Below are 13,990 nucleotides of genomic sequence, written 5' to 3' on the forward strand. Positions count from 1 at the left end.
ATGGGGCTGCGCATCCGATACCGGGATGCGGACATCGTGGTGGTCGACAAGCCGGGCGGCCTGCTGGCGGTGCCCGGGCGCGGGCCGGACAAGTTGGATTCGGTGGTCAGCCGCGTCCGGACGCTGCTGCCGGAGTGCATCGAGCAACCGGCGGTGCATCGCCTCGACATGGACACTTCCGGCCTGATGGTGCTGGGGCTGACCCGAGCGGCCCATGCGCACCTGTCCCGCCAGTTCGCGGAGCGGCGGGTGGAAAAACGGTATCTCGCCCAGCTCAATGGCACGGTGGCCGGCGAGGGCGGAGAAATAGCCCTGCGCTTCCGGCTCGACCCGGAAAATCGGCCCCACCAGGTGTACGATCCGGTCCAGGGCAAGCTGGGAATCAGCCGATGGCGGCAGCTGGAGTCGCAGCAGGGCCGGACCCTGGTGGTCTTCACGCCCCTGACCGGGCGGACACATCAACTCCGGCTGCACGCCAGCCACCCGTTGGGGTTGGGATGTCCGATCGTCGGCGATCGACTCTACGGCACGGGCCGGCCCGGCGAACAACTCCTCCTTCATTCCGCCCTGCTGTGCTTCGAGCACCCGGCGACCGGTCAATGGTTGGTTTTTTCCTCGCGACCTGTTTTCTCGACTGCCGGGCTGCCCGCGTGGGAAGCCGGCTGACGCGGCGGAGGACAGTGATTCTCCAGGCCGGTCAGGCGCAGGGACATGCCGGGTACCACCTGGTCCGGGTCGGTAATCCTGTCCCGGTTGAGTTGGTAGATCTGCTGCCAGGCCGTTTCATCGCAGAGCTCGTTCCTGGCGATTGAGCTGAGGGAATCGGTTCGGCGTACGGTGTAGAAGAGTTCGGCCGGCTGATCGTCGGTTGGTGGTGCTGCGGCTGGCAGGGGTGTCGCCGGAACCGGGAGAGGTTCGGCCGGTTCCGGTTGCGGTTGCGGTTCCGGTGCCTGGGGCGCCTGCGGGACATCCGCCGTGGCGGGAGGCGGTTCCAGCTGTTGCGGCTGGGGATCGTGGGCTGGCTTGTCCGGCGCGGGTGGCGGGTGGTGTGGTTTCGGCTGTTCCGTGGCGGCCGGGGGAGAGGTGTTCCCGGCGGCAATCGATGGAGGCGACCTATCTTGCGCGGGTGAAAGCGGCGACCCGGTTGCGGCGTGCGGCGCGGGAGCGGGTGGCGGCGTTGCCTCGGTCCGTTTTTTTTCGGGCTCCGATGGCTGCCGCATGGTCACGGCCAGCAGCAGGACCACGATTGCCACGCCTATTCGCACAACCGTCCAGATTGTCCGGGATTTCTTGCCGGTCTTGGCCGGCCCCTCGGAGCGGGAGTGTCGCAGCCGCTCGCCCCTGCGCTGCACCGCGCGGGTAAGGTCCAGGGCCTCGTCGATGCGGCCGAGGTGCTCGTTAATGCCGGGAAAATCGGCGGCAATCGGCAGCACCGATTCATACAGGGCTTTGGCCTCTTCGATCCTGCCCTCGCTTTCCACCGCCTTGGCCTGGGCCACCAGGGCTTCCGCCTGGGCCACCAGGGCTTCCGCCTGGGCCAGCCGCCGTTCGATTTCCGCGGTGCAGTCGCGCAGTTCTTCCCCGGTTGCGGAAAGTTCCTCCGGGATGAGCAGGGCCTTGGCCTCCACAACCCGGCCTGCCGCAAGCAAAGCCTCGATGGTTGCGACGATGGTGGTGTTCATGCGTCCCCCTTGCGTATACTGGTCGTGCAAGGAGCGTAGCTGGCGGCACCTCGTTTTGTCAAGGCAGCGAAGAGACAGGATAAAAAAAAGGGGCACCCGTGTGGGCGCCCCTTGAGATCGTCGTGGATCGACGAACCGATTCTTACTTGATGTGATCGGCGACCGCTGCTCTTTCGCTCTGCAGCTCGCCTTCGGTCTTCTTGATCATCTCGCGGCTGTAGTCGCTGATCTCCAGACCGGGGACGATCTTCCAGTCGCCGTTCTCGCAAACGATCGGGAAGGCGAAGATCAGATCCTCATCCACGCCGTAGGGGTTGCCCTTGCTGAATACGCCCATGCTGACCCACTGGCCGTTGCTGCCCAGGGCCCAGTTTCTCATGTGGTCAACCGCGGCGGAAGCTGCGGAAGCGGCGGAGGAAGCGCCACGGGCCTTGATGATGGCGGCGCCGCGCTGTTGGACGGTCGGGATGAAATCGTTCTTGTTCCACTCGTCGCTGACCAACGACTTGACTGCCTTGCCGTCGGCGGTTGCATAGCTGATGTCCGGATACTGGGTGGAGGAATGGTTACCCCAAACCACGACCTTTTCCACCTTGGTGGAGTGGGTGCCGGTTTTCTCGGCGATTTGCGACATGGCCCGGTTGTGGTCCAGACGCATCATGGCGGTCACGTGGCGTGGATTGAGTTTCGGGGCGTTCTTCATGCAGATCAGGGCGTTGGTGTTAGCCGGGTTGCCGACCACCAGGATCCTGACGTTGGGCTTGGCGTTATCGCTCAGAGCCTTGCCCTGGACGGTGAAGATGGCGCCGTTGGCGTTGAGCAGATCGGAGCGCTCCATGCCCGGACCGCGGGGACGGGAACCGACCAGCAGGGCGAAGTCGACGTCTTTGAAAGCAACATTGGGATCGTCGGTGGCGATAACGCCGGCAACCAGCGGGAAGGCGCAGTCGTTGAGCTCCATCAGCACGCCCTGCAGGGCGCCCATGGCCGGCGGGATCTCCAGCAGCTGGAGAATGACGGGCTGATCCGGGCCGAGCATGCTGCCGCTGGCGATACGGAAAATAAGGGAATAGCTGATCTGGCCGGCAGCTCCGGTTACTGCTACGCGTACGGGTGCTTTCATTTGTTGCTCCTTGTGGTTGAATCGAACAATTAGTAGACCAAAAAAATTGGCAATCTACCGTGACGTTACTCTTCGTTTCCTGGGTGCAGGATATCGATCAAGAAGTGGCACAACTGGTGCAGCAAGGTCTGGTGCTGGAGATGGAAACAGGACATGCTGGAATGGGCGGAACGACCGAGCGGAACGCCTCCGCAGGGCCGTTTCCGGGGAGGCGAAAGAACTGCGCTGCATTCTTGAACGCTCCGGCCAAAAAGACAAATCCCCTCTCAAATCCGCCGATATTGATACAAGTCAACGGGTAAAAAGTCAAGTGCTCTTTGCGGCCGGACCCGCCTGGGGCCCTGTCGATATTTTTCAGGAAATACGAGGGTAACGGTCGGCGATCACCACCATCAGGGTTTCGTAGGTGAACCCCCAGATAAACCCTTCCGTTGCCGGAATGCAGGGGTACAATATATCGGGGCTGCGCGGACTCATCGGCCTCTTGATGACGTTGTCGGTATCGCCGAGATAGTCCAGGTCCAGCCATTCGTGGCAGCTGATTTCCGCCTTCTGCAGCCGGATGGACGGATGCTCGGGCAGCTCGAACAGATAGGGCGTGACCGGCACCGGCCGGTTGAGATAATTCCCGGCCTGGCGAACCGGGTATTCTTTGACCAGGTCGCGGATGGAAAGCAGAATGCCGCACTCTTCGTAGGTTTCGCGGATGCAGGTGTCCAGCAGGGAGGAATCGGCGTGGTTGCGCCGCCCCCCGGGAAAGGCGTAGTGGCCCGACCAGGGGTCGTCCGGATTGGCCTTGCGCTTGAGCACCAGGACTTCGGGAACCGGCCCTTGGGCGATGATGGTGGCCACGGCCGCTTCGGTTTGGAATGCTGATTTCATGTTGTGCTTTATACCACATTATTGATCGTGCCGCCAGGGTTGGCTAAGGAAGGTATGTCTATACTATTATTTCGACGGACAATTTTGTCGAGCGTCGGTCCGGCCGCCGTGTCCGGCCATGGCCCCGGCGGTCGGTGTGCCGGCCGAGGGCGAACCGTGCATTCGAACGAAGAGGCGTGGTTATGATGGGGGAGCCGTATCGAGGATTTGAACAGGGGCCGATCCGGCCGCCCAGCGAAAGCGACAGCCTGCTCGTCAGGGTGACCCGCAACTGCCCCTGGAACCGCTGCACCTTTTGCGGCCTGTACAAGGGAGAGCGATTCAGCCGGCGGCCGGTGGCGCATGTTATGCGCGATATCGATGCGATCCGCCGGTGGGTAACTGTGCTGCGGCAACGATTGGCGGGTGGCGAAAACGGTTTGCCCGTGCTCGATTCGCAGTGGGAGGAAAACGATTGGCTGGCCCTGCACGCGGCCCGCAACTGGCTGGCCGCCGGTTGCCGGTCGGTCTTTCTCCAGGACTCGAACAGCCTGATCCTCCACCCCGATCAGTTGATCGCCATCCTCACCCACCTCGCCAATTCCTTTCCCGGCATCGAGCGGATCACCTCCTATGCCCGCTCCCAAACCGTCGCCCGGATCGCCGACGCCGATCTGGCCCGGATTGCCGCCGCCGGCCTCAACCGCATCCATATCGGCCTGGAATCGGGGTGCGATGCGGTGTTGGCCAGGGTGGACAAGGGGGCGGACCGGGCGACCCACATCAAGGCCGGCCACAAGGTGAAAGCGGCCGGGATCGAGCTGTCCGAGTATTTCATGCCTGGGCTGGGCGGGCGGGCCCTGTCACGGCAGCACGCCCTGGACAGCGCCGAGGCGCTCAATCGCATCGATCCCGATTTCATCCGCCTGCGTAGCCTGGCCTTGCCGGACGGCCTGATCCTGGCCCGCGAGCGCGCCGCCGGCCGCTTCGACCCGCTCAACGACCTGGAAATAGCCGATGAGCTGCTTCTTTTCCTGCAAGCGCTCAGCGGCATCACCAGCCGCATCAAGAGCGATCATATCCTCAATCTGTTCGAGGAGATCGATGGCGTGCTGCCCGCGGACCGCGACCGGATGATCGGCGTGGTCCACCGTTTTCTGGCCATGGACCCGGAGGAGCAGGAGCTCTACCGGATCGGGCGGCGGACCGGGCTGTTCCGGAAGCTGGACGATTGCCGGAATCCGTCGCTGCGGCGGCAGGCCCTGCGGTATGTCGAACAGTGGTCGGTCACGGCCGACAATGTCGACGCGGTCTGCGCCGAACTGGTCAAACGATTCATTTGAGCGGGCGACGCCACCTGCTTGCATCTCATCCTACTCTTTGTTATCATTATTTTTTCCTCTCCTCTTGGGGATGCTGGGAGTGGACGTGGCATTTTGTCGTGCGGGCCACAGACGCGTCTTGGGGAGTGAAGGCCGGTTAACTGTTTGCTGGGATGCGGAGGCGCCGGGAGGTGCCATGATTGACGGCAGGGGCATGAAAGAATGGATCGCGGCACTGTCCGCGAAATGGAAGAGAAGCATCGGCCCTGGGCGCCGGTGGGCGTGGTGCCGCCCGTACCTGCTGCTGCCGCTGTTTCTGGCCGTGGTGAGCGGCGTCTCTCCGGCTCTTGCCGCCGATGGCGACTCCCTGGAGGTCGTCCGCCTGCAGCTCAAATGGCGGCATCAGTTTCAGTTCGCCGGCTACTATGCCGCCCTGGAAAAAGGCTATTTCCGCGACGCCGGCTTGCAGGTCGAATTGCTGGAGGGCCGCCCCGAACTCGATATCGGCCGGCAGCTGCTCTCCGGCCAGGCCGAATTCGGGGTAATGTCGCCGGCCGTGCTGCTGGAACGCCGACAAGGGCGTTCCCTGGTGGTGCTGGCGGCCATTTTCCAGCACTCGGCGAACGTGATCCTGGCGGACAAGAAAAGTGGGGTGCAGGCGCCGCGCGATTTGGTGGGCAAGCGGGTGATGTTCGCCCGGGAGAGCGACCCCGAGCACCTGGCCATGCTGGCCAAGGAAGGGGTTGCCCTGCAGTCGCTGCGGATGCTTCCCCACACCTGGCAAGTGGACGGCCTGGTCGACGGCAGCGTGGACGCGCAAACAGCCTACCTGACCAACGAACCGCTCCGGTTGCGCAAACTCGGCGGCGAACCGGTCCTGATCAAGCCGACGCAATACGGCATCGATTTTTACGGCGATTGCCTGGTCACCAGCGAACACGAGATCCGGCAGCACCCGAAGCGGGTCGAGGCCTTTCGGTTGGCGGTCCTGCGCGGCTGGGTCTACGCCATGAACAACCCCGAGGAAATCGCCCGGTTGATCCTGAGCCGCTATTCGCAGGAAAAACCGCTGGAATCCCTGTTGTACGAGGCAGAGGCCATACGGGAGCTGATCAGGCCGCACCTGGTGGGGATCGGCTACATGAGCGCCGACCGCTGGCAGGCCATCGCCGACACCTACGCCCGCCTTGGGCTCATGCCGGCCGGCTACGGCCTCAAGGGGCTGATGTACGACGAGCTCCGGCAGGAGATGGAGGCGGAGCGGCAGGACATGATTCTCCTGGTCGCCGAAATGCTAGGCGGCGTTCTCCTGGTGGGATGCGGCATCGGCAGCATTCTGCTGCTGTTCAACAGCCGCCTGAGCCGGGAGGTCGAAAAGCGGACCGCGGACCTGGCCGCCAGCGAGCTGAGTTTCCGCACCTTTTTCGAGATGGCCAGCGTCGGGGTCGCCGAGATCGATACCTTGAGCGGCCGGTTCCACCGGATCAATGCACGATTTTGCGAACTCGTCGGCCACACGGAAGAGGAGATGCTGAACCGGAGCCTGGCGGAAATCACCCTGCCCGAGGATTGCGAGCGCAACCGGCATCTGCGGCGCGATCTGGTGGACGGAACGATCCCCGAGTTCACGATCGAAGAACGCTTGCTGCACCGAAACGGCCGGACGGTCTGGGTGATCGTCACGATCTCGCCCCTGTGGCACCCCGGTGAGCCGCACGGCCGCTGCCTGGCGGTGGTGCGCGACATCTCCAAGAGGAAGCTGGCCGAGGAGGAGCTGGTCTTTGCCGCCAAGGTGTTTGAGCATTCGATCGAGGGGATCATGGTCACCGACCAGAATGGAACGATCCTGCGGGTCAACCCGGCCTTCTCCCAGATCACCGGCTACAGTGCCGAGGAGGCGGTGGGCCGCACCCCCAGGCTGCTCAAGTCAAACCGGCACGAACCCTCCTTTTATCGGGCGATGTGGGAACAGCTGGGCCGCGACGGCCAGTGGAGCGGCGAGATCTGGAACCGGCGGCGGGACGGCGAGGTCTATCCGGAATGGCAGACCGTCAACGCGGTGCGCAACCCCCACGGGCAGGTCACCAACTATGTCTGCATTTTCCACGACATTTCCGAGCTGAAACGGCAGCAGGAGGCCCTGGAGCATCAGGCCCAGCACGATGCCCTCACCGGCCTGCCCAACCGGGTGCTGTTCAACGACCGGTTGCAGATGGCCCTGGCCCGCATGCGGCGCAAGGCAAGCCGGCTGGCCCTGATGTTCCTCGATCTCGACAACTTCAAGCATATCAACGACAGCTTCGGCCACACCGCCGGCGACAACCTGCTGATGACCATGTCCCGCCGCCTGAAAGGACAGTTGCGGGCCAGCGACACCCTGGCTCGGCAGGGCGGCGACGAATTTTTGATCCTGTTGCCGGAGATCGGCACCGCCGAGGATGCCGGCCTGATCGCCACCCGTCTGCTGGAATGCTTGCGGGTGCCTTTTTTCCACGAAAACATCGAATACTATGTCTCGGCCAGTATCGGGGTGACCATCGCCCCGGACGACGGCACCAATATCGACGATTTAATCAGGAATGCCGACATCGCCATGTACCGGGCGAAAAAACAGGGCCGCGACGCGTATCAGTTTTTCACCACGGAATTGGACTCCCACATGCTGCACCGCTTCTACCTGGAGTCCAACCTGCGCAGAAGCATCGAGCGGGAAGAGTTCGAACTGTACTATCAGCCCCAGGTCAGCGGCGCCACCGGGACGATTGTCGGCGCCGAGGCCCTGGTGCGTTGGCGGCATGATGGCGCGCTGGTTCCGCCGGCGGAATTCATTCCCTTGGCCGAGGAATCCGGGTTGATCCTGGCCCTGGGCGATTGGGTGCTCCGAACGGCGGCCCGGCAGGTGAAGGCCTGGCAGGATGCGGGATACGAACTGAACGTGTCGGTGAATGTCTCGTCCCGGCAGTTTGCCAGCCAGCAATTGCCGGTTGTGCTGCGGGACGTGCTGGCGGACACGGGGTTGAAGCCGGGCCGGATCTATTTCGAACTCACCGAATCTATCCTGATGGACGATGTCGGCCGGGCCCAACTGCTTTTGGAGGAATTGCGGCCGCTGGGCGGCAAATTTTACCTCGACGATTTCGGCACCGGTTATTCCTCCCTGTCCTACCTCAAGCGCCTTACGCTCGATGGCTTGAAGATCGACCGTTCTTTCATCCACGATCTCGAAGACGATGCCGGCAGCAGGGCCATTGCCGCGGCCATCGTTTCCCTGGCGGAAACCCTGGGGTTGACGGTGGTGGCCGAAGGGATCGAAACCGAGGCGCAGTTGGCCATCCTGCGCGGCATGAGCCAAAACATGCTCCTCCAGGGCTACCTGGCCAGCCCGCCGGTGCCGGTCGAACGGATGACCGCCTTGCTGGCGCGGGGCGAGGGGTTGCTGTGATGCGGTCGCAGGCCGCAAGGTGCGCATGAGAAGAGCGCGTGTATGGGGGGAAATGGCGGTCCGGCGTCTTGGGCTGCGGCTTCCGGCGTGGACGTTATTGGCGGCGCTATGCGGTCCGGTATCCGTTGTTCTGGCCGCTTCCCATGTCGGCGACGGGGCGGTCCGGGCGCTTGCCGCTTCGGGCCGGGTGAGTTCTGCCGCGACCTCGGTCCCTTTGCCGTATGTCACCGCCGCGCCTGCTGCCGCCGAAGCGGTTTTCGGAGCGGCGGCCCCGTTGCCGCCGCCGGGCACGCCGCTGGCGATCACCGACGAGCCGTTGATCGCCCTCCCGCCCGGCCAGGACGGACCGGAAGGCACGATGCGTTTCACCCCCAGGCAGGTGGTGGGTTTTGCCAAGAAGATCGAGAAGATCCTGGCCGACAAAGGAGCCCGCGTGGCTCTCCTGGCCCGCAAGGGCCGGCCGCAATCCGAAATGCCCGAGGGCATGGCATTTACCCACACCGCCTTTGCCGTCTATTCCGAGATCACCACCGCGGATGGCCGCAAGGTGCCGGGATACGCCTTGTACAATCTGTACCAACAAGAAAAACAGCGGGATGTCAGCGACCTGGTGGTGGACTATCCGGCCGGCTTCTTTGCCGGGGCGGCCGAGCTGGAGGCCGGCATCGTCATCCCCACCCCAGCCTTGCAGCAGCGGTTGTTGGCCGTGATCGCCTCACCGACATACGCCCGGCTGCATGACCCGCGTTATTCCGTGATTGCCAATCCCTTCACCCTCGGACGGCAGAACTGCACCGAGTTCGTCCTCGACGTCATCCAGGCCGCCATCTCCCGGACCGACGATATCAAAAAGATCAAAGCCCAGGAAAAAGCCTCGTTCGCGGCCCAGAAGGTCCGGGTCAATCTGCTCAAGCTGCTGTTCGGCTCGCTCTTCCGGGCCGAGGTCTCGATGTCGGACCAGCCCGGCGAACCGGTGACGGCCACCTTCGAGACCATCGGCCACTACCTGATGCGGCACGACAAGGGCGCGGAAGTGCTGACCGTGCGTCCGGACTGAAAAAAGTTTTTTCCGGGGCCGGTTCTCGTCCGCCGGTCAGTCGTCGAGGTAGGAGCAGCAGTAGTCGGTGAGCGCCTTGACGCGCAGCTTGAATTCGGCGTCCGCCGCCACCTCGAAAGCCTCGCCGCCCTTGACCGGCCGCCATGCTTGCTCGCCCGGCAGCAGCACCTCCAGTTCGCCGGACAAAATCTCCATCAATTCCCTGGCACCGGTGCCGAAGGTGTAGTCCCCCGGCATCATGATCCCCAAAGTCTTTTTCGAACCGTCGGCAAAAAGCACGGTCCGGCTGGTCACCTTGCCGTCGAAGTAGATGTTGGCCTCGCGGACCACGGTGACATCGTTCAATTCTGACATGCGTTCCCCTTGTTTGTTACGGTTGAGTGAGCGTTGTTGGCCGATTGGGCCCTGGAATTACATCTTTTGCTGGAACAGATGCCGGCTGATCAGGGTCAGCAGGATGGCGAACACCACGGCCGCGCCGCCCAGAAGCACGTTGTAGTACACCGGCGCCACCAGGGCGATGCGGATCATCAGGGTCGACAGGGCATAGCCGGAGTTGCGGAAGATCATCTTGGCCGAGGGATGGAAGCATTGGGAGACCAGGACGATGAGGATATCGGTGAGAATCAGCTGGGTATAGAACCCGTGGAGAAAATCCGGATGCTCGATCCCCAGCAGAGTCTGGTAGAGCGAATAGCAGCCCATGCCGACAAAGGAGACCAGCAGCAGCAGGGAAATCGCCTTTTTGGAGGCGACGAAGCTGTACAGGTCGATCTGGCGGCTGTCCTCCTCGCTCCGTTTCTGGATCTTGTAATAGACGCCGAGCAGGGCGAAAATCAGCAGGGCGCCGAAGCCGTTGGCCAGGATGTGCAGGATCTTGTCGACATTACCCTCGTATCCCAACGGTTCGGAGAAATAGGACAGTTCCTTGAAGGCGTTGCGGATGAGGATCAACGACAGGATCTCGAACTGCTTGCCGAGCGACCGGGAAAAGGAGCAGGGCAGGACGAAGATCAGGCTGATGACCTCGAGCACCAGGATGACGGTAAAGGCGGCATGGACCGCGTAGAAGTGGTTATTCGGCAGGATTTCGGTCAATCCCGGCGGCAGAAGGCCCCGACGGTTCAGCTCGATCGCGGCCAGGCTGCAGATGAACAGGAAAACGAGGGCAACCGAGATCTTCCGGTGCAGTCGTTCGTGGACGTAGAAATTCTGGAGCGGATCGAAAATATAGGTGATCCGGGCAAACAGCGAATTCATGGCGCGGGTTCCCATGGCAAAGGGGCACGATCAATCGGCCGCGAGGGCGCGGCGGAAAGTCCACCGCTTACCTCGCTCCCGGCGGGCGTGCAAGCAAAATTCCCTCGGTCCGAGCCGTTTTTACCGGCAGGAGTTCCCGTGCGGGCCCAAGGATGTCGGTGCCACCCCGTGTCGCCGCCTCCGCAAGCCACGGGGCCTGCTGAACCGGTTCATCGGGGGTGGAAAAACCGGAGCCGATTGGCGTTGGTGACCACGGTCACCGAGGAAAGCGCCATGGCGGCGCTGGCGTACATCGGCTCCAGCAGCCAGCCGGTGAAGGGATAGAACAGCCCGGCGGCCAGGGGAATGCCGATCACGTTGTAGATAAAGGCGCCGAACAGGTTTTGCTTGATGTTGCGGATGGTGGCCGCGGAAATGGCGATGGCGTCGGCCACCAGTAGCAGCGAGTCGCCGGTGAGGGTGATGTCGGCATGCTCGATGGCCACGTCGGTGCCGCTGCCGATGGCAAAACCGGTGTCGGCCTGGGCCAGGGCCGGGGCGTCGTTGACCCCGTCGCCCACCATGCCGACCTTGGCGCCCTGCAACTGCAGGTTTCGGATCACCTCCAGCTTCTGCTCCGGCAGGATCTCGCTGTGCGCCTCGCCAATCCCCACCTCCCGCGCCACGGCTTCGGCGGTGGCGCGGGCGTCGCCGCTGCACATCACCACCGCAATCCCCATGTGCTGCAGCCGCTTGACCGCGGCCGCCGAGTCCTGCCGCACCGGATCCTTGAGGATCAGAAGGCCCATCACCTCCAGGCTCCTGGCCAGCCAGACCGGGGTACCGCCCTGGGCGGCCTGGCGGTCGGCTTCGGCGCTCAGCGCGGCGGGCAGTTCGAGCCCCTCCTCGATCAGGAAATGATGGTTGCCGAGCAGATAGGTGGTGCCGTCGTGTTCCGCCCTGACCCCCCGGCCGGGAATGGCGGCGAAATCGTCGAGCCGGACCAGCGCCTCGCCGTATTCGAGATAGGCGTTCAGCACCGCCTCGGCCAGGGGATGCTCGGAACCGCCTTCCAGGCTGGCGGCCCACCGCAGCACCTCGCGCCGGTTGCCGCCGGTTGCCGGAAAAACGCCGGTCACCGTCGGTCGGCCTTCGGTGAGGGTGCCGGTCTTGTCCACCACCACGTGGGTCAGGGTGGCGGCGGTCTGCAGGGCGTCGGAGTTGCGGATCAGGACATTGCACTGGGCGGCCCGGCTGGTGCCGACCATGATGGCGATCGGCGTGGCCAAACCCAGGGCGCAGGGACAGGCGATGACCAGCACCGCGATGGCGGCGGTCAGGGCGTGCGCCAGACGCAGTTCGGTGGCAAATCCCAGCCAGGCGGCGAAGCTGAGCAGGCTGATCGCGATGACCACCGGCACGAACACCCCGGCGATGCGGTCGGCCAGGCGGCCGATGGGCGGCTTGCTCATCTGCGCGGTCTTGACCATGCGGATGATCCGGGCCAAAGTGGTGTCCTCGCCCAATCGGCTTACCTTGAGGACAAAGGCGCCGGAGCGGTTCATGGTGCCGCCGGTGACCGGGTCGCCGACGTCGCGGGCCACGGCCAGGGGTTCGCCGGTGAGCATCGATTCGTCGATGGTGGTCCGGCCCTCGACGATCTCGCCGTCGATGGGCACCTTTTCGCCGGGTTTGACCCGCACCCGGTCGCCGAGTCGAAGCAGCGACACCGGGATTTTCACCTGGCCGGCGGCCCTGAGTACCGTGGCGGTGCGGGCCCGGAGCCCGACCAGCGCGCCGATGGCCTCGCTGGTGGTCCGTTTGGCCCTGGTTTCCAGCACATGCCCCAGCTGGAGGAAGGCCAGGATCATCACCGAGGCGTCGAGATAGAGGTTGTCGCCGGCGCCGGGAATGAAGTGCGGATCGATAATCACCACCAGCGACGACAGCCAGGCCGCGCCGGTGCCCAGGGCCACCAGGGTGTCCATGTTGGCCGCGCCGTGGCGGGCCTGTTTCCAGGCGCCGACAAAGTAGTTGCGGCCGCTGTAGATCATGGTCACCAGACAGGCCAGGGCGGCGCCGGCCCAGAACAGACGGTTGTGCTGGGGGTGGGGAAACCAACCGGTCATGTGTCCGGCCATGATCGCAATGCCGATCAGCCCGGCCCAGAAGGCCCGCCACCAGGCACGGCGGATCTCCAGCCGGGTGGCTTCGGCCTGCTGGAGGCCGGGGTCGGTGAAGGATTCGGCCAGCTCGGCCTGGAAGCCGAGATCGGCCAGCCGCAGCAGCACGTCGGCCGGGTGCTGGTCGGTGGCAATCCGCAGCCGCTTGTTGTCGATCGCGATGTCGGCGGCAGGGTCTTGGGCCTGGATGATGTCGCGGATCTGTTCCAGATCGGCCGCTTCCGGCCAGGGATCGAGCAGCAGCAGGTACGAGTCGGCCGGGATGGGTCGTTGCCGCAGGGAGGCGCCGTAGCCTTGGTCGAGGATGGCCTGGACCGCTACCGCGGGCGAGCCGCCGCGCACCAGGGCCTTTTTCTCGATCAGGTTGACGGCCGCTTCGGTGACCCCGGGAACGGCGCGCAGGGCCGTCTCCACCCGCTGCACGCAACTGGCGCAATGCATGCCCAGGATATCGATGCCATAATCCTCGGCAACGGCTGAACCCGGGCCGTCGAGGAGCGAGGCCCCGTAGCCGGCGCCGATCACCTCCCGGACGACCGTATCCGGATCGCCGCCCTCGACCGCGGCGCTTTTGTCCACCAGGTTGACCGCGACGGCGCGGACCCCGTCCACCGCCCGGATGGCCGCCTCGACCCGGCCGACGCAGCTGGCGCAGTGCATGTCGTCCACCCGGAGGGTATAGGCGGCAGGGGCCGCGACCGCTGGCGTGGTGCCTGTGGCCGATGGCAGCGGGCAAGCGGGGGACGCGTCGGCATCGTCCGCCGACGCGGCCGGGTAACCGGCCTCGGCCACCGCCCGGATGATCGCCTGCGGCTCGCCGCCCTGGACCGTGAGCGTGCCGGCCTTGAGGTCGACCGTGGCGGCGGCCACCCCGGCCACAGTCCTGGCCGCGGCCTCCACCCGCCCTTGGCAGTGTTCGCAGGTCATGTCACCCACCGTGAAGCGGTGGACGGGTGGGCTGTTCGGGTCGGGGGCGGGGAAGGAGGCGGTCATGGCGGATCGGGCGGGTAGAGGAAACCCGGCGCGTTCGCCGCTGCCAGCGTCCGCGCCGGAAAGGCTTTAAGGTGACGAAACTATAAAT

10 protein-coding genes are annotated in these 13,990 nt (G+C 64.4%); 4 read left to right on the forward strand and 6 right to left on the reverse strand.

Translation table 11 applies throughout. The annotated features are described in order from the left end of the window. Entirely contained in the window at positions 1–666 is a 666-nt protein-coding gene (locus RMR13_RS03025; protein ID WP_310599160.1) for an RluA family pseudouridine synthase, read from the forward strand. On the opposite strand, the gene RMR13_RS03030 is transcribed toward RMR13_RS03025, so the two are convergent. The 3 genes from RMR13_RS03030 to RMR13_RS03040 all read right to left on the reverse strand — a co-directional run bounded on the left by RMR13_RS03030 (position 597) and on the right by RMR13_RS03040 (position 3,687). Further along, positions 597–1,682, reverse strand: coding sequence for a LysM domain-containing protein (locus tag RMR13_RS03030; protein WP_310599161.1), 1,086 nt, complete (start codon positions 1,680–1,682; stop codon positions 597–599). The two genes, RMR13_RS03025 and RMR13_RS03030, sit on opposite strands and share 70 nt — an antisense overlap. Positions 1,683–1,824: 142 nt before the next feature. Beyond that, positions 1,825–2,805 carry a malate dehydrogenase gene (locus RMR13_RS03035; protein WP_310599162.1) on the reverse strand — a complete coding sequence of 327 codons (981 nt, stop codon included), beginning with the start codon at positions 2,803–2,805 and terminating at the stop codon, positions 1,825–1,827. Between the two features lie 354 nt (positions 2,806–3,159). Continuing rightward, the gene (locus RMR13_RS03040; protein WP_310599163.1) at positions 3,160–3,687 is read right to left on the reverse strand and encodes an NUDIX domain-containing protein; all 528 of its coding nucleotides are present in this window, start codon (positions 3,685–3,687) and stop codon (positions 3,160–3,162) included. A gap of 182 nt (positions 3,688–3,869) precedes the next feature. Here RMR13_RS03040 and RMR13_RS03045 point away from each other — a divergent pair, with 182 nt between their 5' ends. From RMR13_RS03045 to RMR13_RS03055, 3 genes are all read left to right on the forward strand, one after another. Next, positions 3,870–5,009 carry a radical SAM protein gene (locus tag RMR13_RS03045; RefSeq protein ID WP_310599164.1) on the forward strand — a complete coding sequence of 380 codons (1,140 nt, stop codon included), beginning with the start codon at positions 3,870–3,872 and terminating at the stop codon, positions 5,007–5,009. A 175-nt stretch (positions 5,010–5,184) separates the two neighbouring features. Further along, entirely contained in the window at positions 5,185–8,430 is a 3,246-nt protein-coding gene (locus RMR13_RS03050) for an EAL domain-containing protein (protein WP_310599165.1), read from the forward strand. Positions 8,431–8,455: 25 nt separating this feature from the next. After that, on the forward strand, positions 8,456–9,487 hold the full coding sequence (locus tag RMR13_RS03055; protein WP_310599166.1) for a DUF2145 domain-containing protein: 1,032 nt from the start codon (positions 8,456–8,458) through the stop codon (positions 9,485–9,487). A gap of 36 nt (positions 9,488–9,523) precedes the next feature. Here the strand turns inward: RMR13_RS03055 and RMR13_RS03060 are convergent, their stop codons facing one another. The 3 genes from RMR13_RS03060 to RMR13_RS03070 form a co-directional block, all read right to left on the reverse strand. Next, complete coding sequence (locus RMR13_RS03060; protein ID WP_310599167.1) at positions 9,524–9,841, reverse strand: pyrimidine/purine nucleoside phosphorylase; 318 nt, start codon at positions 9,839–9,841, stop codon at positions 9,524–9,526. Between the two features lie 57 nt (positions 9,842–9,898). Next, positions 9,899–10,747, reverse strand: a complete 849-nt coding sequence (locus RMR13_RS03065) for a hypothetical protein (RefSeq protein ID WP_310599168.1) — start codon at positions 10,745–10,747, stop codon at positions 9,899–9,901. Positions 10,748–10,956: 209 nt separating this feature from the next. Beyond that, complete coding sequence (locus RMR13_RS03070) at positions 10,957–13,902, reverse strand: heavy metal translocating P-type ATPase (RefSeq protein ID WP_310599169.1); 2,946 nt, start codon at positions 13,900–13,902, stop codon at positions 10,957–10,959. Positions 13,903–13,990 lie beyond the last annotated feature (88 nt).

Source organism: Desulfobulbus sp., from assembly GCF_031547805.1.
In the GTDB taxonomy this organism is placed as follows: domain Bacteria; phylum Desulfobacterota; class Desulfobulbia; order Desulfobulbales; family Desulfobulbaceae; genus Desulfobulbus.